Source organism: Kitasatospora sp. NPDC059827 (assembly GCF_042731675.1).
Lineage (GTDB): Bacteria > Actinomycetota > Actinomycetes > Streptomycetales > Streptomycetaceae > Kitasatospora.
Genome location: NZ_JBHWIV010000008.1, coordinates 16426 through 37300 on the forward strand (window position 1 = coordinate 16426; position 20875 = coordinate 37300).

The 20875-nt window shown below is 73.0% G+C and carries 22 protein-coding genes; 11 read left to right on the forward strand and 11 right to left on the reverse strand.

From position 1 onward, the window contains the following. Nucleotides 1-40 precede the first annotated feature (40 nt). The 5 genes from solA to ACFV8H_RS07275 all read right to left on the reverse strand — a co-directional run bounded on the left by solA (nt 41) and on the right by ACFV8H_RS07275 (nt 4854). Nucleotides 41-1201: an N-methyl-L-tryptophan oxidase gene (gene solA / locus ACFV8H_RS07255; RefSeq protein ID WP_380397250.1), complete on the reverse strand. Its 1161-nt coding sequence runs from the start codon at nt 1199-1201 to the stop codon at nt 41-43. Further along, nucleotides 1198-2142 (reverse strand): EamA family transporter, encoded by a 945-nt coding sequence (locus ACFV8H_RS07260; RefSeq protein ID WP_380397252.1) that lies wholly within the window; start codon nt 2140-2142, stop codon nt 1198-1200. The genes solA and ACFV8H_RS07260 overlap by 4 nt, the downstream gene beginning before the upstream one ends. Then, nucleotides 2135-3001: a methyltransferase gene (locus ACFV8H_RS07265; RefSeq protein ID WP_380397254.1), complete on the reverse strand. Its 867-nt coding sequence runs from the start codon at nt 2999-3001 to the stop codon at nt 2135-2137. The genes ACFV8H_RS07260 and ACFV8H_RS07265 overlap by 8 nt, the downstream gene beginning before the upstream one ends. Nucleotides 3002-3083: 82 nt before the next feature. Beyond that, complete coding sequence (proC, locus tag ACFV8H_RS07270) at nt 3084-3941, reverse strand: pyrroline-5-carboxylate reductase (RefSeq protein WP_380397255.1); 858 nt, start codon at nt 3939-3941, stop codon at nt 3084-3086. A gap of 232 nt (nt 3942-4173) precedes the next feature. Continuing rightward, nucleotides 4174-4854, reverse strand: a complete 681-nt coding sequence (locus tag ACFV8H_RS07275) for a PH domain-containing protein (RefSeq protein ID WP_380397257.1) — start codon at nt 4852-4854, stop codon at nt 4174-4176. A gap of 179 nt (nt 4855-5033) precedes the next feature. Here ACFV8H_RS07275 and deoC point away from each other — a divergent pair, with 179 nt between their 5' ends. The 5 genes from deoC (at nt 5034) to ACFV8H_RS07300 (ending at nt 9763) form a co-directional block, all read left to right on the forward strand. Beyond that, nucleotides 5034-6020, forward strand: coding sequence for a deoxyribose-phosphate aldolase (gene deoC, locus ACFV8H_RS07280; RefSeq protein ID WP_375894692.1), 987 nt, complete (start codon nt 5034-5036; stop codon nt 6018-6020). Nucleotides 6021-6025: 5 nt separating this feature from the next. After that, on the forward strand, nt 6026-7507 hold the full coding sequence (locus ACFV8H_RS07285; RefSeq protein WP_380397259.1) for an aldehyde dehydrogenase family protein: 1482 nt from the start codon (nt 6026-6028) through the stop codon (nt 7505-7507). After that, nucleotides 7500-8405 carry an aldehyde dehydrogenase family protein gene (locus ACFV8H_RS07290; protein ID WP_380397260.1) on the forward strand — a complete coding sequence of 302 codons (906 nt, stop codon included), beginning with the start codon at nt 7500-7502 and terminating at the stop codon, nt 8403-8405. The genes ACFV8H_RS07285 and ACFV8H_RS07290 overlap by 8 nt, the downstream gene beginning before the upstream one ends. 212 nt (nt 8406-8617) lie before the next feature. After that, a complete protein-coding gene (locus ACFV8H_RS07295; RefSeq protein ID WP_380397262.1) occupies nt 8618-9025 on the forward strand; it encodes a hypothetical protein in 408 nt (135 codons plus the stop codon). A gap of 99 nt (nt 9026-9124) precedes the next feature. Next, nucleotides 9125-9763 (forward strand): ATP-binding protein, encoded by a 639-nt coding sequence (locus tag ACFV8H_RS07300; RefSeq protein WP_380397264.1) that lies wholly within the window; start codon nt 9125-9127, stop codon nt 9761-9763. Nucleotides 9764-9957: 194 nt separating this feature from the next. Here ACFV8H_RS07300 and ACFV8H_RS07305 read toward each other — a convergent pair whose 3' ends face one another. Next, on the reverse strand, nt 9958-10926 hold the full coding sequence (locus ACFV8H_RS07305) for a SigE family RNA polymerase sigma factor (RefSeq protein WP_380397416.1): 969 nt from the start codon (nt 10924-10926) through the stop codon (nt 9958-9960). Nucleotides 10927-11206: 280 nt separating this feature from the next. Between ACFV8H_RS07305 and ACFV8H_RS07310 the strand changes: the two genes are divergently transcribed. The 4 genes from ACFV8H_RS07310 to ACFV8H_RS07325 all read left to right on the forward strand — a co-directional run bounded on the left by ACFV8H_RS07310 (nt 11207) and on the right by ACFV8H_RS07325 (nt 14543). Beyond that, on the forward strand, nt 11207-11884 hold the full coding sequence (locus ACFV8H_RS07310; RefSeq protein WP_063349065.1) for a response regulator transcription factor: 678 nt from the start codon (nt 11207-11209) through the stop codon (nt 11882-11884). A 44-nt stretch (nt 11885-11928) separates the two neighbouring features. After that, nucleotides 11929-13473, forward strand: coding sequence for an ATP-binding protein (locus tag ACFV8H_RS07315; RefSeq protein ID WP_375894681.1), 1545 nt, complete (start codon nt 11929-11931; stop codon nt 13471-13473). Further along, on the forward strand, nt 13470-13784 hold the full coding sequence (locus ACFV8H_RS07320) for a hypothetical protein (protein WP_380397265.1): 315 nt from the start codon (nt 13470-13472) through the stop codon (nt 13782-13784). The genes ACFV8H_RS07315 and ACFV8H_RS07320 overlap by 4 nt, the downstream gene beginning before the upstream one ends. Before the next feature lie 141 nt (nt 13785-13925). Further along, nucleotides 13926-14543, forward strand: a complete 618-nt coding sequence (locus ACFV8H_RS07325) for a VanZ family protein (RefSeq protein ID WP_380397268.1) — start codon at nt 13926-13928, stop codon at nt 14541-14543. Here ACFV8H_RS07325 and ACFV8H_RS07330 read toward each other — a convergent pair. After that, nucleotides 14540-15181 carry a PhzF family phenazine biosynthesis protein gene (locus tag ACFV8H_RS07330; RefSeq protein WP_380397270.1) on the reverse strand — a complete coding sequence of 214 codons (642 nt, stop codon included), beginning with the start codon at nt 15179-15181 and terminating at the stop codon, nt 14540-14542. The genes ACFV8H_RS07325 and ACFV8H_RS07330 overlap by 4 nt on opposite strands. 154 nt (nt 15182-15335) lie before the next feature. On the opposite strand from ACFV8H_RS07330, the gene ACFV8H_RS07335 reads away from it, so the two are divergent. Further along, on the forward strand, nt 15336-15875 hold the full coding sequence (locus tag ACFV8H_RS07335) for a hypothetical protein (RefSeq protein WP_375894670.1): 540 nt from the start codon (nt 15336-15338) through the stop codon (nt 15873-15875). Between the two features lie 72 nt (nt 15876-15947). Here the strand turns inward: ACFV8H_RS07335 and ACFV8H_RS07340 are convergent, their stop codons facing one another. Beyond that, nucleotides 15948-17288 carry a hypothetical protein gene (locus ACFV8H_RS07340; RefSeq protein WP_380397272.1) on the reverse strand — a complete coding sequence of 447 codons (1341 nt, stop codon included), beginning with the start codon at nt 17286-17288 and terminating at the stop codon, nt 15948-15950. Nucleotides 17289-17659: 371 nt separating this feature from the next. Here ACFV8H_RS07340 and ACFV8H_RS07345 point away from each other — a divergent pair, with 371 nt between their 5' ends. Continuing rightward, nucleotides 17660-17845 carry a PspC domain-containing protein gene (locus tag ACFV8H_RS07345; protein ID WP_207813471.1) on the forward strand — a complete coding sequence of 62 codons (186 nt, stop codon included), beginning with the start codon at nt 17660-17662 and terminating at the stop codon, nt 17843-17845. An 86-nt stretch (nt 17846-17931) separates the two neighbouring features. On the opposite strand, the gene ACFV8H_RS07350 is transcribed toward ACFV8H_RS07345, so the two are convergent. The 3 genes from ACFV8H_RS07350 to ACFV8H_RS07360 form a co-directional block, all read right to left on the reverse strand. Further along, nucleotides 17932-18315: an ATP-binding protein gene (locus tag ACFV8H_RS07350; protein WP_375882306.1), complete on the reverse strand. Its 384-nt coding sequence runs from the start codon at nt 18313-18315 to the stop codon at nt 17932-17934. Nucleotides 18316-18530: 215 nt separating this feature from the next. Then, nucleotides 18531-19688: an adenosine deaminase gene (locus tag ACFV8H_RS07355; RefSeq protein WP_380397275.1), complete on the reverse strand. Its 1158-nt coding sequence runs from the start codon at nt 19686-19688 to the stop codon at nt 18531-18533. A 128-nt stretch (nt 19689-19816) separates the two neighbouring features. After that, nucleotides 19817-20785, reverse strand: a complete 969-nt coding sequence (locus ACFV8H_RS07360) for a LysR family transcriptional regulator (RefSeq protein WP_380397277.1) — start codon at nt 20783-20785, stop codon at nt 19817-19819. Between the last annotated feature and the right edge of the window lie 90 nt (nt 20786-20875).

The following is a 20875-nucleotide window of genomic DNA, read 5'->3' on the forward strand; positions in this document are numbered from 1 at the left end:
CCGGTCCGGGGTGGGGAGGCACACGCGCGTCCGGGGGAGGTCAGCGGTCGCCGGCCGCTCCCGCGCCGAACCGGTCGCCCGCGAAGGGCGCCAGGTCGACCGGCGCGGGCTCGCCCAGCGCCAGGGCGGCCGCACACTCGCCCACGGCGGGGGCGAACTTGAACCCGTGCCCCGAGCAGGCCGAGGTGTGGACGATCCGCGGGTCCGCCGGCGAGCGGTCGATGATGAAGCTGCCGTCCGGGGTCAGGGTGTAGTAGCAGTAGCGCGCCCGGGGTGCCTCCGGCTGGACGCCGGTGAAGATCCGGGCCACCATGCGGGCCATCTCCTCCCGCTCCTGCGGCGAGACCTCGCGGCGCGCCAGGTCGGTCGGGTCCCCGGGCGTCTGCTGGCGGTTGTGGAAGCCGATCTTGACCTCGCGGCCGCCCTCGCCCCACTCGGGCACGCCGTAGACGACCTGTCCGTCGGCGCTCTCGTACAGGAAGGCCGGGAAGCCCTCGGTGCCCAGCTTCGGGTCCGCCCGGAACCAGTAGACCGGGACCCGCATCGGGCTCAGGTGCCGCGCCGTGGACGGTGCGAGCGGTCCCTTCATCCAGGGGCCGGTCGCGACGACGACGGCGTCGCAGGAGAGCGTCCCGCCGGAGCGCAGCCGTACGGTCACGCCGCCGGCGGCCGACCGCAGGTCCACCACCTCCTCGCCGAAGCGGATCGAGGCACCCCGGCGGACCGCCTCGTCGATCATCGCCAGCCGGGCCCGGTTGGCCAGGACGGTGTAGGCGCCGGGTTCGTACAGCGCCTTCATGTCGGCGCCGACGCCGAACCACGGGAAGCGCCCGTTGAGCTGCTCGGCGTTCCAGACCTCGTGCGCGATGCCGCCGGTCTCCGCGGTCTGCCGGCTGAGGTCCACCACGCCGCTGGACTCGGCCCCGACGAAGACCCCGCCGGTGCGCATCAGCAGGGTGTCCCCGTACGCGGCCTCCAGGTCCGTCCACCGCTCGTGGGCGCGCTCCAGCAGCGGGAGGTAGTCGGTCCCCTCCCAGTAGGCCCGCCGGAAGATCCGGGTCTCCCCGTGGGAGGAGCCGAACCGGTGCGTCGGGCCGTGGGCGTCGACGGCGAGCACCCGCGCGCCCCGTTCGGCCAGTGCCTGGGCCGCCGCCGCTCCGAACACCCCGAGGCCGATGACCAGTACGTCGCCCGTTCTCACAGCCGTACCCCCTTCTCGACCGGTGCCGCGACCGGCCCGGACTGCGGACGCGCCCGGCGGACGCGCAGCGCCGATTCGATGACGATGGAGACCAGTGACAGCCAGACCACGGCGAAGCAGATCAGCGTGTTGGCGGACGGCCGCTGGTGGTACCAGACCAGCGCGACGACGAGCTGGGTCGTCGGCAGCACGTACTGGATGAACCCCGTCGCGGTCAGGCTGACCTTCTTCGCGCCGAAGGCGATCAGCCACAGCGGTGTGACGGAGACCAGGCCGCACACCGCGAGCAGCACGAAGTCCGTGTGCCCGGCGGACGGTCCCGGGTCGAGCGAGTAGCCCGTGGTGAGGACGGCGATCCCGATGCCGAGCGCCAGCAGGGCCGTCTCCAGGGTCAGCCCGGTGACCGGGTCGGCGGTGGTGAGCTTCTTGAGGAAGGTGTACACCCCCCACGTCAGGCCGATCGTGACGTACACCCACCAGTCGAGCTCGGTGCTGCGCACGATGAGCAGCACGACGCCCAGCAGGCACAGGCCGAGCGCGACGCGGCGCAGCCGTCCGAGCGGTTCGCCCATCACCAGCGTCCCGAGGACGACGGTGACCGCCGGGGCGATGAGGTAGCCGAGGCCGGTCTCGATGACCCGCCCGTGGATCGAACCCCAGATGAACGTGAGCCAGTTGATGCAGACCAGCACCGCCGCGGTCAGGTGCACCAGCACCAGCCTCGGGGTGGCGGCCGTGCGGGCGGCGGCCCGGAACCGCCCCAGCAGCGCGAGCGCGGCGCACAGCGTCACCAGCGACACCAGGATGCGGTAGCCGAGCAGCGTCTCCGGCGGCACGTGCGCCAGGGCCCGCCAGAACAGCGAGGACGAGCCGAGGATGACGTTGGCGACCGCGATCGCGGCCAGGCCCGCCGGAGCACCCCGGCCGCGCACGCTACCCATCTGCCCGCCTCTCCCCCCGGCGGGCCAGGCGGCATTCGACGATCTCGTACGACCAGTAGAGGGTCCCGTCGCCGGCGATGCTGAAGGCCGCGCCGTGGTGCTCCTTCCAGTGGTGGAACTCCCTGGTCAGGACCTGTCTGGAGGCGTGCCACTCCCTGGTGTACAGGAACAGCGGGAAGCTGTGCCGCTCGATCAGCCGGAACTCCAGAGGGCCGGCGCTGCCCGCCGGCCCGCCGAGTCGGCGGAGCACGTCCTGGATGCCCGTCATGGAGTTGAGGCCGATGACGGCGCGCCCGGTGTCGGTCAGGTGGTGCGGGAGTTCGCGCAGGAAGCCGAGGAGGACCTCCTCCCCGGAGAACATGGCCGACAGTTCGAGGTCGGCGAGCCCCTGCTGCCGCAGTTCGCGCCGGCAGTCCGCGGACGGGGTGCGCCAGCCGGGCGGGTTGAAGACGACGAGGTCGAACCTGCGGTCCGCGGCCGGGCTCTGGAACAGGCTGCCCGCGTCGTACCGGACGATCCGGTCGCCGAAGTTGAGCTGCTCGTTCTCCGCGGCGGTCTTCAACGCGGGGATCGACACGTCCGTCGCCACGATGTCGCGGGCGCCCAGGCTGCGCATCAGCAGGGCCAGGGCCCCGCTGCCGGTGCCCATGTCGAGGACCGAACCGCCCAGGACGGACCGGTCGAGGGTGCGGACCAGGACGTCGCCGAGGCTCAGCCCGGCGGGGCTGACCTTGAAGACGCCTTGGCGGTCCTGGAGCCGGAGGCTGTGCCCGAGGCCGAAGTAGACCTCGTAGTGCTCCTCGGAATGCACCGCCGCGGTTCTGTCGCCGGGATTGTGCTGCCGGATCACGCCCAGCATGATTCCCCCTCCAATGGAGTTTTCGGTCGAGTTCTCGGCCGTACCGCATTCACCGCGGCGGCGGCCGCCGTGGCACGCGCATTCACCTGCCGATTCCGCCCAGTTCACGCGACCGGTCGGCGGAGCGGGTCAAACCCCCCACGAGCACGCTTTGCAGCCCCAGCTCCTGGAAATGGAAGATTCCCTGTTCGGTCGTTCCCCCCGGGGTCATGACCTGCCGGCAGAGCTCCTCGGGGGAGTGCTCGGTCGAATCCAGGAGTTCCGCGGTGCCGCGCAATACCTGGGTGGTCATCGACCGGGCCTGGGCCCGGTCGAATCCGGCGGTGACGGCGAAGTCGATGAACGCCCCGGCGATGTGCGCGACGAAGGCCGGGCCACCGCCGCAGAGCGCGGTGGCGTCGTCGATGAGGGCCTCGTCGCGCACGGTGAGGGCCCGGCCGATCGACGACAGCAGCCGTTCGGCGGTCCGCACGTCGGCCACCGGCACGGTGGCGCCGGGGCACAGCACGGTCATGCCCTGCGCGACCTCGGACGGCGTGTTGGGAATCGCCCGGACGACCCGGTCGGTGCGCAGCAGCGCCGTCATGGCCGCGATGCTCACCCCGGCCATCACGGAGATGACCAGGGCCCCCTCGAACGCCCCCGCCTCCTGGTCGGCCGCGAACCCCTCGAAGGCCTGCGGCTGGATGGCGAGGACCACGGCGTCGCCGGGCTGCGGGCGGTACCGGGCGACGGGTTCCAGGCCGAATTCCGCGTGCAGCAGGCGCGCCCGGGATTCGGCCGTCTCCACGATTTCGAGCGGGAGGTCCGGAGTTCTCCTCAGGAGTCCGGAAATGATGGCGGTGCCCATGTGCCCGGCACCGATGACGACGACCCGGTCCACGCCGGCTGTCAGACTTTCCCCACTGGTCACATTTCCCCCACTGTCAACGGGCGTCACTCTGGACGCACCAAGCGACGGTCATCACGAATGTGCCTTTTCGGAAGCTTCACAACACCCGCGCCAGCCTATTTATGTGATCATGGACCGACAAGGGACCAAAGGCGGATGGACCGGACAGTTTTTCGACCGCACGGAATCCGTGCCGACGGACGGACCGCACCGCGTCGTATCTCCCCCAACGCGAAGGAGCCCGCCGTTTCCGGCGGGCTCCTTCGTGGTGCGGTCGTCGTCAGACCGCGATCACCGTGATCAGCGCGACCAGGCCGAGCAGCGCCGGGGCGATCACCCACCAGCACCAGCGGACGACCACCGGGCCGGCGGCGTCGGGCCGGCGGCCGTTGCGCTCGGCCATCCCCTGGAGGACGTCGGTCACCTGGTCGGACCAGGCCCGGTTCGGATCCGAGGACCCCTGGACGACCGGGTTGGTCCGGGCGGCGAGGCCCAGCCCCAGGCCCGTCCGGGAGGCGTGCTCGGCGTTGCCGCGGCTCAGGGCCCGGTTGGCCCGCTTGCGCTGGCGCAGCGACACCGGAACGGCCCACACCTGGTACTTCTTCTCGCCGGACAGCAGCTCGACCGAGTACCCGGCCCGCAGCGCGTCGACCGAGGCCCAGGGGGCGGTGATGGTGCGCCAGGGGTTGCGGACCACCAGGCGCCGGTTGTCGGCGAACACCGCCGGGCGCAGCGTGTAGGCGATCACCGGGAGGGCGAACACCGGCAGCGCCGCGAGCGCGACGTACGGGGTCCTGCCGGTGCCGGTCACCGCCGCGTCGCCGATCAGCCAGGCGGCGACGGCGAGCAGGAACACTCCGGAGATCACGCCGGGGACGGAGCGGTACACGCGGTCCGCGTACTCGGGGTCCCCGTCGGGGGCGGCCGGGCCCTGGTGGGGCTTGCCGTCGGAATCGGTCATGGCGTCGATTCTGCCCCATGCACCCCTCACCAGCGGGTCTCGGTCCGGCCACGAATGGCGCCCCGACCTCGCCCGGGTGGCCCCGTTCGGCCGAGGTCTCGGTCCGGCCACGAAAGGCCACCGGAAAGGTGGGCGCTCTAGCGGTCGGCTACGCGCGTAGATATGCTGGTCTGGTGACTATGTCCACTGTTGCAGCCAATGCCCCCGGCGTTGCGGGCAGCGGCCTCGCGGACGTTGCGGCGTCCGAGGCCTCGCTCCGCCGCTTCCTGCACGGCCTGCCCGGCGTCGACCAGGTCGGCCTCGAAGCCCGCGCCGCGTCCCTCGGGACCCGCTCGATCAAGACCACGGCGAAGGCCCGCGCCATCGACCTGGCGATCTCCATGATCGACCTGACCACGCTCGAGGGCGCGGACACGGTCGGCAAGGTGCGCGCACTGTGCGCCAAGGGCAGGACCCCCGACCCGACCGACCCGACCACCCCGCGCGTTGCCGCCATCTGTGTCTACCCGGACATGGTCGCCACCGCGAAGGACGCCCTGCGGGGCACCGACATCCAGGTCGCCTCCGTGGCCACCGCCTTCCCGGCCGGCCGCGCCGCCCTCCCGGTCAAGCTCGCCGACACCGCCGACGCGGTGGCCGCGGGCGCCGACGAGATCGACATGGTGATCGACCGGGGTGCCTTCCTCTCCGGCCGCTACTTCGACGTCTTCAACGAGATCGTCGCCGTCAAGGAGGCGTGCAAGCGCGCCGACGGCAGCTACGCCCACCTCAAGGTGATCTTCGAGACCGGCGAGCTGCAGACCTACGACAACGTCCGCCGGGTCTCCTGGCTGGCGATGCTGGCCGGCGCCGACTTCATCAAGACCTCCACCGGCAAGGTCGCCGTCAACGCGACCCCGCCGGTCACCCTGCTGATGCTGGAGGCGGTCCGCGACTTCCGCGCCGCCACCGGCGTCCAGGTCGGCGTGAAGCCGGCCGGTGGCATCAAGACCACCAAGGACGCCATGAAGTACCTGGTGATGGTCAACGAGACCCTCGGCGACGACTGGCTGAGCCCGCACTGGTTCCGCTTCGGCGCCTCCAGCCTGCTCAACGACCTGCTGATGCAGCGCCAGAAGCTCGCCACCGGCCGCTACTCCGGCCCCGACTACGTGACGGTGGACTGATCACCATGGCCAAGAAGAAGAACATCGAGGAGCCCGCGGCCCAGCCGGCCGGAGGCCTCTTCACCTACGCCCCGGCCCCGGAGTCCCCCGCCGCCGCCGGCGACATCGCGACCTCGTACGGCCACTTCATCGGCGGCGAGTTCGTCGACTCCTCCGGCAGCGAGGCCCTCAAGACGGTCAACCCGGCCACCGAGCAGGTGCTCGCCGAGTTCGCCCAGGGCACCGACGAGGACGTGGACCGCGCCGTCGCCGCCGCCCGCAAGGCCTTCGCCGACTGGTCGGCGCTGCCGGGCAGCGAGCGCGCCAAGTACCTGTTCCGGATCGCCCGGATCATCCAGGAGCGCGCCCGCGAGCTGGCCGTGCTGGAGTCGATGGACAACGGCAAGCCGATCCGCGAGACCCGCGACTTCGACATCCCGACCGTCGCCGCCTGGTTCTTCTACTACGCGGGCTGGGCGGACAAGCTCGACTACGCCGGCTTCGGCGCCAACCCGCGCCCGCTGGGCGTGGCCGGCCAGGTCATCCCGTGGAACTTCCCGCTGATGATGCTGGCGTGGAAGATCGCGCCCGCGCTGGCGACCGGCAACACCGTCGTCCTCAAGCCGGCCGAGACCACCCCGCTGACCGCGCTGCGCTTCGCCGAGATCTGCCGCCAGGCCGGTCTGCCGAAGGGCGTCGTCAACATCGTCACCGGCGACGGCCGCACCGGCGCCGCGCTCACCGCGCACCCGGACGTCAACAAGGTCGCCTTCACCGGCTCCACCCCGGTCGGCCGGGCGATCGCCAAGCAGCTGGCCGGCAGCCGCAAGAAGCTGTCGCTGGAGCTGGGCGGCAAGGCCGCCAACATCGTCTTCGACGACGCGCCGATCGACCAGGCGGTCGAGGGCATCGTCAACGGCATCTTCTTCAACCAGGGCCACGTCTGCTGCGCCGGCTCCCGCCTGCTGGTCCAGGAGTCGATCCAGGACGAGCTGCTGGACGCCCTCAAGCGTCGGATGGGCACCCTGCGGGTCGGCGACCCGCTGGACAAGAACACCGACATCGGCGCGATCAACTCGGCCGCCCAGCTGGCCCGGATCACCGAGCTGACCGCGGCCGGCGAGGCCGAGGGCGCCGAGCGCTGGTCGCCGGAGTGCGAGCTCCCGGGCACCGGCTTCTGGTTCAGGCCGACCCTGTTCACCGGCGTCAGCCAGGCCCACCGGATCGCCCAGGAGGAGATCTTCGGCCCGGTCCTGTCGGTGCTGACCTTCCGCACCCCCGACGAGGCGGTCCAGAAGGCCAACAACACCCCGTACGGCCTCTCCGCCGGCATCTGGACGGAGAAGGGCTCGCGCATCCTCTGGACGGCCAACCGGCTCAAGGCGGGTGTGGTCTGGGCCAACACCTTCAACAAGTTCGACCCGACCTCGCCGTTCGGCGGTTTCAAGGAGTCGGGTTACGGCCGCGAGGGTGGCCGCCACGGTCTGGAGGCCTACCTCGATGTCTGACACGACCTTCGCGCGTCTTGACGTCCTCAAGACCTACAAGCTGTACGTCGGCGGGAAGTTCCCGCGCTCCGAGAGCGGGCGGGTGTACGAGGTGACCGACGCAAAGGGCGAGTGGCTCGCCAACGCCCCGCTGGGTACCCGCAAGGACACCCGCGACGCCGTCCTGGCCGCCCGCGCGGCGGTCAAGGGCTGGGCCGGCACCACCGCGTACAACCGCGGCCAGGTGCTGTACCGGGTGGCCGAGATGCTGCAGGGCCGGCGCGAGCAGTTCGCCGCCGAGGTGGCCGTCTCCGAGGGCATCGGCCCGAAGAAGGCCGCCGCGCTGGTGGACGCCGCGATCGACCGCTGGGTCTGGTACGCGGGCTGGACGGACAAGGTCGCCCAGATCGCGGGCGGCGCCAACCCGGTCGCCGGGCCGTACTTCAACCTCTCCACCCCGGAACCGACCGGCGTGGTCGGGATCGTCGCCCCGCAGGCCGGGTACGGGCACTCGCTGCTCGGCCTGGTCTCGGTGATCGCCCCGGCGATCGCCACCGGCAACACGGTCGTGGTCGCGGCCGCCGCGGACGCCCCGCTGCCCGCGCTGTCGCTGGGCGAGGTGCTGGCCACCTCGGACCTCCCGGGCGGCGTGGTCAACATCATCTCGGGCCGGACCGCGGACATCGCCCCCACCCTGGCCTCGCACCAGGACGTCAACGCGCTGGACCTCACCGGCGCGGTCGCCGCCGACGGCCCCGGCGCGGCGACCGCGCTGGAGGCCGCCGCCGCCGATACCCTGAAGCGGGTGGTCCGTCCGGAGCTGGACCCGTTCGCCCAGGACTGGACGGATGCGCCCGGTACCGACCGGCTACTCTCCTTCATGGAGACGAAGACGGTCTGGCACCCGATGGGGATCTGACCTTCCGTCGGTTCCGCATCACAACTCCACAGACTGGCCGTCCCCAGTGCCCTCTCCCCCCCAGGGCCCGGACGGTCATTGGACGGACCCGCACCTCTCCCCCCCTGGTGCGGGTCCGTCGACTTTCGTCACCGCCCGCGCGACTTTCGGCGCTCGCCGTGCGTGTGCGTCCGGACCAGAATCCCCGGTACCGACACCACCGAGGAGGCGCCGTGGGAGAGTTGATCGCCGAGCTGATGCCGCTGCTGACGGACGGGTTCGTCCGCCGGTGGCACGTCGCGCGGGTCCGCCGCCGCCTGGCCGCCGGGAAGCCCGTCCGACTGCCCTGCTCCGCCCGGTCCGACCGGCCGGGCTGGCAACACCGCTACACCAACGGCAGGTTGGACGTCACCCCGGGTGCCGCCGCGGTCACCTTCCGCGCCCGCGGGGCCCGCCCGCTCGAACTGCCCACCGGGGGCACCTTCCACGAGCCCGAGCCCGACACCTGGCACTCCCAGGACTGGGCCGCCACCGGCTACCAGCCGCCCGGCGGCGGGCGCCAGGTGTACCTCCAGCTCGACAGCCGCTACCTGCCGTCGGTCCACCTCGCCCTCGCCGGCCCCGACTTCCGGACGGCGTGACGGAAGGCGCGGCCGGAGGGCGCGACCGGAGGGCGCCGCCGAAAGGTGTGATGCAGAACGGTTTCGGCAACCGGCCGGGATGCGTCAGACTGGTGTCCCGTGAGTGACTCCCCCATGAACCCCGTCCCGACGGCCCACGCCCGGGTGATCCTGCTCTCCGGGCCCTCCGGATCGGGGAAGTCCTCGCTGGCCGAACGCAGCGGCCTCCCGGTGCTCCAGCTGGACGACTTCTACAAGGACGGGGACGACCCCACCCTCCCCCGGCTGCCCGACGGCGCCGTGGACTGGGACTCCCCGCTCGCCTGGCACCGCGACCAGGCCGTCGCCGCCATCCGCGCGCTGTACGAGCGCGGGCGCACCGAGGTGCCGGTGTACTCGATCCCGGACAACGGCCGGATCTCCACCCGCGCCCTGGACCTGGACGGCGCCACCGCGTTCATCGCCGAGGGCATCTTCGCCGCCGAGATCGTCACCGAGTGCGCCGCCGAGGGCCTGCTCGGCGACGCCCTGTGCCTGCGCAACGGCGCGCTCACCACGGCCTGGCGCCGACTGCGCCGGGACGTCCGGGAGGGCCGCAAGTCGCTGCCGGTGCTGCTGCGCCGGGGCTTGCGACTGATGCGGGCCGAGCGGGCCATCGTCGAACGGCAGGTCGAGCTGGGCTCGCACCCGTGCGCCGGGGCGGAGGCCGAGCGGCGGGTCCGCGCCGCCGCCGGGCGGCGGGAGCTGTCCGCGGTCTGAGCCGCGCCGGGCGGGACCGCCCGAGGACGTACGACGACGGGCCCGGTGCGTCTCCCCCGCACCGGGCCCGTCGCCCACCGAACGGCTTGGGCTCCCCACGAGCGCCGCTCCCCCGAGCCGGCGCCCCCGAACCGCAACCGTCCGCTACCCGTCCCCCGACGGGAGTCTGTCCCCTGCTCCCCCGCTGGCCGCCGTCAGGCGACCAGCTCGCCGAACGCCCGGACGGTGTCGCCCGACTTGTTCAGGTGCTCGTCCTCGCGCAGCCGGCGCAGCGCGCGCCAGATGCTGCTCTTGACCGTGCCGACGCTGATCCCCAGCACGTCGGCGATCTCCGGGTCGGTCTTGCCCTCGTAGTACCGCAGCACCAGCATGGTCCGCTGGTTCTCCGGCAGCTTCGCCAGCGCCTGCCAGAGCACGGTGCGCAGCTCGGTGCCGCCCATCGCGTCGGTGTCGCCGGCCGTCTCCGGCAGCTCCTCGGTCGGGTACTCGTTGACCTTGCGGCGCCGCCAGGCGGAGATGTGCAGGTTGGTCATGGTGCGGCGGAGGTAGCCCCCGACCGCGGCCTTGTCGGTGATCCGGCCCCAGGCCCGGTAGGTGCTGAAGAGCGCGCTCTGCAGCAGGTCCTCGGCCTCGTAGCGGTCACCGGTGAGGTGGTACGCCGTGGCGTACAGGGAGGCGCGGCGCTCGCGCACGTACGCGGTGAACTCCGTGATGTGGTCCTCCGCGACGGCCGGGTGCTCCCCCTGCGCGTCTCCCTGTCCCGCCTCGGTGGTGCGGGCCGACGCGGGGTTCAGCCGCAGCAGCGTCGCACCGGCGGCCCCGCGACCGGCCGGCTCCCCCGAGCCGACCGTCCGCAGACCGTTCTTCCTCTGGTCGCCCCCCCGGGCGTCCGTGCCCTCGACGCGGACGGGGAGGATCCCCCGCAGCGTGAGGGTGTTGCCGGAGTCGGCCGCACTCCCCAGTCGGCCGATCCCGTACAGCTCCCCCGTCCTGCCGCCGCCGCTCACCCGGCGGGCGACAGGGTTTCCACCGGTGCTGTGCGCGCACCCCCGTACGGTCACGGCACCGGAGTTCTCGTCGGTCCTGATCTCGTACCGGGTCCGGTGGGTGGTCGCTGAGGAACGCGCGGTGCGGACAGCCGGGTTGGTCCGGGTCTGAAGCATGGCGTTCATCGTGCGCCCCCTTGGTTCGGTACGAGCGGTTCCTGTTGCCGCCCTCCAGCCGGCCCTTTCGGCCCGCTGTCCTGCGGCGACATGGAAAATCCTGCCCGCCGGTTGTGATGGCGCTGTCCGCCGACTGTCACAGGGGTGTCACAGGGCCGGGCCCTTCGACCCGCTCCTCCTCCCGCCGTTCCGGACGCCGGTGGCCGTCCTTCCGGTTCCCGTACGGGCGGTGACCGGTCCGGGGGGTGATTCGGCGCTCCCGGTGGGCCAAAATGGGGCCGTGCCTTTCCTCCTACTGATCGAGGACGACGACGCCATCCGGACCGGCCTCGAACTCGCTCTCACCCGCCAGGGCCACCGTGTGGCCACCGCCGCCTCCGGCGAGGACGGTCTGAGGCTCTTCAAGGAGCAGCGGCCCGACCTGATCGTGCTGGACGTGATGCTGCCCGGAATCGACGGCTTCGAGGTCTGCCGTCGGATCCGCCGCACCGACCAGCTGCCGATCATCCTGCTCACCGCCCGCTCGGACGACATCGACGTGGTCGTGGGTCTGGAGTCCGGCGCGGACGACTACGTGGTGAAACCGGTCCAGCCGCGCGTGCTGGACGCCAGGATCCGCGCCGTGCTGCGGCGCGGTGAGCGGGAGAGCTCCGACTCCTCCGCGTACGGCACCGTGGTGATCGACCGGGCCGCGATGACCGTCACCAAGGACGGGCAGGACCTCCAGCTCACCCCGACCGAGCTGCGGCTGCTCCTGGAGCTCAGCCGCCGCCCCGGCCAGGCGCTCTCCCGCCAACAGCTGCTGCGGCTGGTCTGGGAGCACGACTACCTCGGCGACTCCCGCCTGGTGGACGCCTGCGTCCAGCGGCTGCGGGCCAAGGTCGAGGACGTGCCGTCCGCGCCGACCCTGATCCGCACCGTGCGCGGGGTGGGCTACCGACTGGACCCGCCTGCCTGAGCCCCTCGCCCCCTTCCTGAACTCCCGTACGACGACAGGCTCTTGTGACTGACCATCAGCAGACTGCCCGACGGTTCTCGTCCGGCCCGTGGCGACGGCTGCGCTCCTTGCGGGTGCGGCTGATCGCGGTGTTCGCGGCCGTCGCGCTGCTCGCCGCCGTCTCGGCCTCCGGCATCGCGTACTGGCTGAACCGCGACGCGGTGCTCAAGCGCGCCCAGGACACCGCGCTGAACGACTTCCGGGTCTCGCTCAGCCGCAACGTCTCCGACCTGCCGCTGAACGCCAGTTGCCCGGACCTCGCCACGCTGGCCTCCAACGTGGCGAGCTCCGGCCTGTCCTACGACGTGGTCGTGGTCGACCCGGCGCACCCCGAGTGCCCGGCGGTCTCCTCCGCCCCGACGCGCTTCACCCTGGCCGACGTCCCGGCGGCGCTGCAGTCCACCGTCGCCAAGCCGCGCGAGGTCACCGAGAGCAACCCGTACCCGTACCACCTGTACTGGCAGCGGCAGAACCTGGACGGCCGCCCGTTCGTGATCGGCGGCACCAAGGTGCTGCCGAACGGCCCGACGGCGTACATGTTCAAGTCGCTGGAGAACGAACGGGCCGACCTCAACACCCTGGGCTGGTCACTGGCCATCGCGACCCTGCTCGCGCTGATCGGTTCGGCCCTGCTCGCCCAGGCCGCCTCCTCGACCGTGCTGCGGCCGGTCAAGCGGCTCGGGGAGGCCGCCAAGCGGCTCGGCGAGGGCCACCTGGACACCCGGCTGGAGGTCGAGGGCTCCGACGAACTCGCCGACCTGGCCCGGACCTTCAACCGGGCCGCGGAGTCGCTGCACGAGCAGGTCGAGGAGCTGAGCGCGCGCGAGGCGCAGAGCCGGCGGTTCGTCGCCGACATGTCGCACGAGCTGCGCACCCCGCTGACCGCGATGACCGCGGTGACCGACATCCTGGAGGACGAGGCCGAGTCGCTGGACCCGATGATCGAGCCCGCCGTCCGACTCGTGGTGAGCGAGACCAGGCGGCTGTCCGACCTGGTCGAGAACCTGATGGAGGTCACCCGCTTCGACGCCGGCACCGCCAGGCTGGTCGCCGACGAGGTCGACGTCGCCGACCTGATCATGTCCTGCATCGACGGCCGGGCCTGGTACGACGCGGTCGAACTGGACGCCCCGCGCGGCATCCTGGCCGTGGTCGACCCGCGCCGGCTCGACGTGGTCTTCGCCAACCTGATCGGCAACGCGCTCAAGCACGGCGGCTCGCCGGTTCGGGTCAAGGTCCGGCAGTCCGCGGACTCGGTCGTGGTCGAGGTCTCCGACAGCGGCCCCGGCATCCCCGAGGACGTGCTGCCGCACGTCTTCGACCGCTTCTACAAGGCCGACCGCGGCCGGGCCCGCTCGGAGGGCAGCGGCCTGGGGCTGTCCATCGCGATGGCCAACGCCCAGATCCACGGGGGGACCATCACGGCGGCGAACGGGGAGGTCGGCGCGGTGTTCACCCTGACGCTGCCGCTGACCCAACCGCCGTCGCCGTCCGCGGGCGGGACCGAGCTCGGCCCCGCCGGCGACGCCGAGCTCAAGGACGCCACGTGACCGCCCCCACCCGCACCGCCCTGCGCCGCACCGCCGGCGTCCTGCTCCTGCTCGCGCTGGCCTCCGGCTGCGGCATCCGGCCGACCGCCGTACCGGTCGACGCCGGCGCGCCCGCCAGCCGGACGGCCTGCCCGAGCGCCCCGCACATACCGACCGCGCTGGCCACCCCGACCCCGCCCGCCCCGGCCGTCACCCCGTCCCGCGGCGCGGCCAAGGCGAGCGCGAGCCCCTCGCCCACCCCGGTGGCGCCGGGCTCGCCACCGCCCGACAACGTGTTCGGCGCGGTGCCCACGGCGGCGCCCTGCCGGTAGGGCCCGTCCTCGGGCGAGGGCGCCCCCCATCGACTCCGTCGATCCGTGTATCGACCCCGTGTGACGGGAAACGGGGGCGCGCCCCGGAATGTTCACGCCCGGCGTGGAACCGCCGCGCCACCGGCCCACGTCCTTCCCCCCGTGCAGCGAGATGGCACCAGGACACGCGACGAGCGTTCCGGCGCACGGACCGAGAACAGGCCGGCGGCGGGCGTCCACCGTCCCCTCCGGCACGCCGGACTGGCGGGCCTGGCCCTCCACCTGACGCTGGTGCTCTGGCTGGTGCTCAGACCCCTGCCGGTGGCCTGGGTGTACGACGCCAACCTGACGCCGCTGGCCTCGCTCCGCTCCTCCACCCCGTGGCAGGTGGTCGGCGAGTTCCTGCTGCTCGCCCCGCTCGGCGTCCTGCTGCCGCTGGCCGGCGGCCGGGTCCGGGCCCCCTGGCTGCCGTCCTTCCTGCGCACCACCGGTGTGTCCGCCCTGCTGGCGACCGGCCTGGAGTTCCTCTCCTCCTGGACGCCCGGGCACGTGCTCAACGTGGACCACATACTGTTCGCCGTGCTCGGCGTGATGATCGCCCACCTCGCCCTCGTCCCCGGCCTGCGCCGCCTGCTGCGGGAGCACCGGACCGCGGCCCGGGCCCGGCGGGCCGCCGCCCTGGCCGCCCCGCCGGTGGCCGCCGCCGTCACCCCGAAGGTGACCATGGCACCCGCGGCCCGTCCGCGCGCCTACGCGGGCCCCACCCCGCCGGCCGGCTAGGCGCGCACCACCCGGCCGCCGACCTCGACCAGCCCGCCCGGCCGCGGACCGGCCAGCAGCTGCGAACCCCGGCCCTGGGTGACGGTCAGCGCCCGCCCGAGCCGGCCGGCCAGCAGCAGGGCCGCCGCGCCGGTCGCCTCGTCCTCGTCGATCCCGTCACCCCGGCCCGGGAAGGCCCGCGCCCGGACCGTACCGGCCACCTCGTCCTGCCAGGCCCAGGCGTACACCCACTCCCCCGGCGGCGGCACCTCCAGCGCCTCCACCTCGGCAGCCGAGCCGTACTGCCGCAGGGTCCGCCCGGGGGCCCACTCCGGCCGGGCCTCGATCCGGGTCAGCCCGCCCTCGCGCCGCACCGGCACCTCCCCGGCGGCGGTCACCAGCCGGTCCACCCCGAGCAGCCAGGCGGCGCCCACGCACGGGTGGCCGGCGAAGGGCAGTCGCACGCTCGGGGTGTAGATGTCGATCTCCCCGCGCTCCGCGTCGTCGACGAACACCGTCTCGCTGAAACCGAGTTCACCGGCGAAGGCCTGCCGCGCCGCCCGCCCCGGCACGGCGGCGCCGTCCCGCACCACGCCGAGCGCGTTGCCGTGCCGCCCGTCCGGCCCGCAAAAGACCCGCAGCACCTCATAAACAGTCATTTCCCACCTCGTCAATTACCGCTCCGGCGCAGCTGCGACCCGGCGCAACGACACCGTGATGAAAAGGCGACGACGAATGTCGGCCCCCTCCAGTACTGTGCGCTGTCGTCCCCGGACGGTTCCCGTCGTCATTCTCCTCCCACAGGAAATCCCCTTGAACAATCTCGACTTCACCAACGAACCCGGTTTCTCCTGGTACGTCGTCCTGCTGGCGCTCAGCGGCGCCATCATGCTGGTCCTCGGCGTGCTGCCGCTGCGCGGGCTCAAGGTCGGCATGCGGATCCTCAACATCGTGATTGGCCTCGGGTTCGCGGGCTACGCCTACTACCTGGCGTTCGTCTTCGAGGGCGGCACCTACCGGATCTTCTTCCAGGCGCTGATCCTGCCGATCGCGATGATCGTCGCCACGGTGAAGGCGGTCGTCGAGCGCAGCAACGCCAAGAACGCGCCGCCCCAGCCGGTCACGCCGTACACCCCGCACGCGCCGTACAACCCGAACGCCCCGCACGACCCCAACGCCGCCGCCCAGCAGGCCGCGTTCAACCCGAACGCCCCGTACGCCCAGCCGGCCGGGCAGCCGGGCCAGCCGGTGCCGCCGCAGGGCGCCGTGCCGCCCCAGCCGGGCGCGCCGGCGCAGCCCGTGGCGGACAACCCGTACGCCCAGCCGCAGCCGCCACAGCAGCCGGCCGGCTGAGCCCCGGAACGCCGGAAGGCCCGTCCGGCCCCGCCTTCGAGCGGGGACGGACGGGCCTTGTGCTGTCCGGGGTCAGTTCCCGGCGCCCTGGGCGCGCTGGCGGCGGCGGGCGACGACCAGGGTCCCGATGCCGAGGGCGATCGCGGTCGCGCCGGTGATCGCCATCGGGGCGGACGAGGACCCGCCTCCGGTGGAGGCCAGCCGGGTGGCCTCCACGGCCGCCGGGGCCGGGGCGGCGGCCGCCGCCACCTGCACGGGCTCGACCGCGGGGCTCGGGGCGCCGGTGGTGACCTGCGCGGCCGGGACGGCGGCGGCCGTGGTCGGGGCGCTGGTGGCCGGGGTGGTGCCCGTCGGGGTGGGAGCCGGGGTGCCGGTGGGGCCCGCGGCGGGCAGAATCGCGAAGTCCACCGCGGGGCTGGAGGTCCCCCGCTCGGTCCCGCCCGGACCGGCCAAGCTGTAGCCGTTGGCGAACACCGACTCGGCGCCCACCGGTGCGTCCTTGGTCCAGGCCAGCCGCAGGTTGACCGTACGGGTCTCGCCGGCGGGCAGCGGGATGACGTCCGCGTCCTTGTTGCCCGTGCGCAGCTCCACGCCCAGCTGAGGGCTGGGGATGTCTCCCAGCGGCGCCGGGGTGGCGGCAAGCCACTGGCCCTGCTGGGTCTGGAACTCCAGCTTGACGACGTCGGCGGGGAGCGGGTGCTCGCCTTGGAACACGATCGCCGGGACGATGCGGAGGTCCTTGCCGGTGTGGTTGCTGTAGACCGCCTTGAAGGGCTTCGCCGCCCCGCCGGCCGTGAAGGAGGCGGGCACGTCCTCGACCTTGACGTCCGGGAGCCCGACCGGGGGCGGGGTGGTCGGGCCACCCACCGGAACGACGGTGAAGCGCGGAGTGCTGCCCCAGACCATGGCGCCGCGCTGCTCGGGCGGCAGAGTCGGGTCCGAGACCACCGCGCTCAGACCGCTCCCGGCCTCGCCGCCCGAGATATCCGCGGAGAAGGTCAGCCGCAACTGGTAGGTGACCGATCCACCCGCCGGCAGATGCAGTTCGGTGGCAAAGGGGTCGAGCTCCCACCAGGCTCCGGTGTTCCAGCCCGGACGAAGCTTGGCGTCCTGCCACTGGGTGCTGCCGGGCTTCTGGACCTGCAGCTTGAGCTGCTCCTCCTTGAGGTTGGAACTGTTGACGACGAAGTCGGTCGTCACGTCCACCTGGTGGTCGGCGGTGTTCTTGAGGGTCGAGGTGAGCTCGACCGAGGTGCCGGCCGTGACCGTCTTCGGCATACCGCTCGTAGTGATCGTGACGAGCGAGCCCTGGCCCTGCGGCGCAGGAGCCGTCGGACCGGCCGTCGGGGCCGCCAGTGCCGCCGGGGCCGAGGTCAGGGCGGCGCCGGAGGCCAGCGCGGCAGCGGCGGCCACGGCGAGGATTCTGCGGGACTGATTGCGCAAGGGGACCTCACGGGAGAATTCGGGCGCAGCCCGAGAGAAGTGCGAAATCGCAGGCGTGAGGGGCCTCTTGAGGCCGTGACGGCGCCGCCGGATTTCCCCCCACCATCAGCGACCGCGGAATCATATCCCTCCGCCCCGACACCTTCGCGAACGGGTTTTCCGTACCCGCACCTCCGGGTCATCCCTGAGGCCGACCCCGATCCGCGTCTCCGTCTTCCCGGTGACCTACCGGGGTCGAGGATCGCCTGGTGGGTGGAGGTTTCCGGGCCGGCGGCGGCGGAGTATGGAGGTACGCCCGCCGGACCACCCGGCACCGGCAGCCAGCCAGCCAAGGAGTTCCCATGAGCGCCCGCCTCGCCCGCCCCCGCCACAACCGCGTCATCGCCGGCGTCTGCGCCGGGATCGCCGAGCGCTTCGGCCTCACCCCGTGGACCGTCCGACTGATCTTCCTGCTGTCGTGCCTGCTGCCCGGCCCGCAGTTCCTGATCTACCTCGCGCTCTGGGTGCTGCTCCCCCAGGAGCCGTGAGGCCGTACCGGCGGGCACGACGACGGGCCGCCCACCTCCGGAGGAGTTCCGGGGGCGGGCGGCCCGTCGTCGTACGGGTGGTCGGATCAGCCGCCCAGGCCTCCCAGCGCGCCGGCAACCCCGCCGATCGGGGTCTTGTCCAGGCCGGGGACGTTCGGCAGGCCGCCGACGCGCTGCTGGGTGAGGCCGGCGACCGGGGCGGCGGGCGCGGCCTCGGCGGCCGGAGCGGCGGCGGGCTGGCCGGCGCTCGGGGTCAGGGTGCCGAGGGTGCCGGCGACCTTGTCGCCGCCGGGCAGCTTGGCCGCGGTGTCGGTGACCGCACCGGTCACCGCGGGGTTCGTCACCGCGCCGGTGGGCAGCCCGAGGCCGCCGGCCGCCTGGCCGGCCGCCGCGGAGGCGGTGCCGGCGCCGACCGCCGCGATGGCGATGCCGAGCGCCGCGGTGCCGGCGGCCTTGAGAGCCTGCTTCATGGTTCGTCCCCTTGGGTCCTCGTCGGTGGCCGACATCGCACGGGGCGGCGGACGGGCGAGTGCCGCCACGGCCTGTCAGCATTGACTGGCACACCGTAGTGACAGGGTCGCGCGAGAACCAAAGGGCGTTCACTCACCCGAGTGAGTAGTCGGATGAACGCCAACTTCCGTACCCGGAAGCCGCGTTCATCCGACCGCAGGGGCGGGTCGTCGGCTCAGCTGCCGGCGGTGCCCGCGCTGAACAGCCACTCCGCCTTGAGCTCGGCGTAGCCCGGCTTGATCACGTCGTTGATCATCGCCAGCCGCTCGTCGAAGGGCAGGAACGCGGACTTCATCGCGTTCAGCGTGAACCACTCCATGTCGCCCAGGGTGTAGCCGAAGGCCTCCACCAGGTGGCCGAACTCCTGGCTCATGCTGGTACCGCTCATCAGCCGGTTGTCGGTGTTCACGGTGACCCGGAACTTCAGCCGGCTGAGCAGCCCGATCGGGTGCTCGGCGTACGAAGCGGCGGCCGCCGTCTGGAGGTTGGAGGTCGGGCACATCTCCAGCGGGACGCGCTTGTCGCGCACGTACGCGGCCAGCCGGCCCAGCTCGACGCTGCCGTCCTCGTTCAGGGTGATGTCGTCGACGATCCGCACGCCGTGGCCGAGCCGGTCGGCGCCGCAGCACTGCAGGGCCTCCCAGATCGACGGCAGGCCGAAGGCCTCGCCCGCGTGGATGGTGAAGTGGTTGTTCTCGCCCTTGAGGTAGTCGAAGGCGGCCTGGTGGCGGGTGGGGGGGTAGCCCGCCTCCGCGCCCGCGATGTCGAAGCCGACGACGCCCGAGTCCCGGTGGCGGTTGGCCAGTTCGGCGATCTCCTGCGAGCGGGCGGCGTGCCGCATCGCGGTGATCAGGGTGCCGATGCGGATCCGGTGGCCGGCCGCGCGGGCGTTGGCCTCGCCCAGGCGGAAGCCCTCCTGGACGGCCTCGACGACCTCGTCCAGACTCAGGCCGCCCTCCAGGTGCTGCTCGGGGGCGTAGCGGACCTCGGCGTACACGACGCCGTCGGCGGCCAGGTCCTCGGCGCAGTCGGCGGCGACCTTGATCAGGGCCTCGCGGGTCTGCATGACGGCGCAGGTGTGCGCGAAGGTCTCCAGGTAGCGGACCAGCGAGCCGGAGTCGGCGGCCTCGCGGAACCACTCGCCGAGCTCCTTGGCGTCGGTGGTGGGGAGCCCCTCGTAGCCGGTCGCGGCGGCGAGCTCGACGACGGTCTCCGGGCGCAGCCCGCCGTCGAGGTGGTCGTGCAGCAGGACCTTCGGCGCGCGGCGGATCTGGTCGGGGGTCGGAATGCGCGGGCCGGTGCCCGCGATGGTGACGGGGATCTGCTTCTCCATTGCGGAAATATAGCCCCTACGCGCGTAGACCCACCACCGGGAACACCACCGGATGGTCCAAAGCAGGACCGGAATTCCACCGCCCGGTCCATAGGATCCGCCAAACAGGGCGCGGCGCGCCGATCACCTCAGTCGTGGTGCAGCAGCCGCCCCCGCCGGGACAGCACGAAGTCCCGGAACGCCGCCACCGGCGGCGTCAGCGGCCGCCCCGCGGCCCAGGCCAGGCCGATCGCCCGCCGGGTCCGCGGCGCGGTCACCTCCAGCTCCACGACCCCGGGCCGCGGCACCAGCGCCGGCGGCAGCAGCGCCACCCCCAGCCCGGCCGCCACCAGCCCCCGCAGGGTCTCGGCCTCCTCCCCCTCGAAGGCCAGCCGGGGCACGAAGCCGGCCTGCGCGCAGAAGCCGTCCGTGATCATGCGCAGCCCGTACCCCTGCTCCAGCCCGACGAACGGCTCCTCGGCCACCTCCGCCAGCCGGATCCGCCGCCGCCCCGCCAGCCGGTGGTCCGCCGGGACGGCCAGGTGCAGCCGCTGCTCGTCCAGCGGGCGGGCCGTGAAGGCCGGGTCGTCCGGCAGCGGCGCGACCAGGCACAGGTCCAACTCGCCCGCCCGCAACCGCTCCAGCATCGCCGTGCCGTAGTCCTGCACCAGCTGGAACCGCACCTGCGGGTGCGCCGCCCGGAAGCCCCGCAGCAGCGCCGGGACGGCGTCCGGGCCCATCGTGTGCAGGAAGCCGAAGGCCACCCGCCCCACCGCCGGGTCCGCCTCCGCCCGGGCCGCCTCCGCGCCGCGCTCCAGCTCCGCCAGCGCCCGCTCCACCGAGGCCAGCAGCAGCCGGCCCGCCCTGGTCAGCCGGACCGTCCGGCCCTGCCGGGCCAGCAGGCCCACCCCCAGCTCCGCCTCCAGCCGGGACACCGCGCGCGACAGCGTCGGCTGCGGCACCCCGAGCAGCGCGGCCGCCTGGGTCACGTGCTCCAGCCGGGCCACCGCGGCGAACCGCGCCAACCTGGGCGCCAGCAGCACGGCCGGCTCCTCCGGCCCCAACTCGGCCGCCCGGTAGGGCTGCTCCGTTCCGTCCGACCCGTCCGCCACGGCCATCCCCGTCCCACCTCGACTCATACACCGGCGCATCGATCATCCACTCTTCATGCATTGGACGCATCAGCCGCGCCAGGCCTAGCGTCGGAG

Coding starts and splice junctions, on each gene's coding strand:
- deoC (WP_375894692.1), top strand. CDS start 5,034: ATGTCCACTGTTGCAGCCAATGCCCCCGGCGTTGCGGGCAGCGGCCTC.
- ACFV8H_RS07290 (WP_380397260.1), top strand. CDS start 7,500: ATGTCTGACACGACCTTCGCGCGTCTTGACGTCCTCAAGACCTACAAG.
- ACFV8H_RS07345 (WP_207813471.1), top strand. CDS start 17,660: ATGAGCGCCCGCCTCGCCCGCCCCCGCCACAACCGCGTCATCGCCGGC.
- ACFV8H_RS07285 (WP_380397259.1), top strand. CDS start 6,026: ATGGCCAAGAAGAAGAACATCGAGGAGCCCGCGGCCCAGCCGGCCGGA.
- ACFV8H_RS07355 (WP_380397275.1), bottom strand. CDS start 19,688: ATGGAGAAGCAGATCCCCGTCACCATCGCGGGCACCGGCCCGCGCATT.
- ACFV8H_RS07265 (WP_380397254.1), bottom strand. CDS start 3,001: ATGCTGGGCGTGATCCGGCAGCACAATCCCGGCGACAGAACCGCGGCG.
- ACFV8H_RS07330 (WP_380397270.1), bottom strand. CDS start 15,181: ATGACTGTTTATGAGGTGCTGCGGGTCTTTTGCGGGCCGGACGGGCGG.
- ACFV8H_RS07305 (WP_380397416.1), bottom strand. CDS start 10,926: ATGCTTCAGACCCGGACCAACCCGGCTGTCCGCACCGCGCGTTCCTCA.
- ACFV8H_RS07350 (WP_375882306.1), bottom strand. CDS start 18,315: ATGAAGCAGGCTCTCAAGGCCGCCGGCACCGCGGCGCTCGGCATCGCC.
- ACFV8H_RS07260 (WP_380397252.1), bottom strand. CDS start 2,142: ATGGGTAGCGTGCGCGGCCGGGGTGCTCCGGCGGGCCTGGCCGCGATC.
- ACFV8H_RS07360 (WP_380397277.1), bottom strand. CDS start 20,785: ATGGCCGTGGCGGACGGGTCGGACGGAACGGAGCAGCCCTACCGGGCG.
- ACFV8H_RS07275 (WP_380397257.1), bottom strand. CDS start 4,854: ATGACCGATTCCGACGGCAAGCCCCACCAGGGCCCGGCCGCCCCCGAC.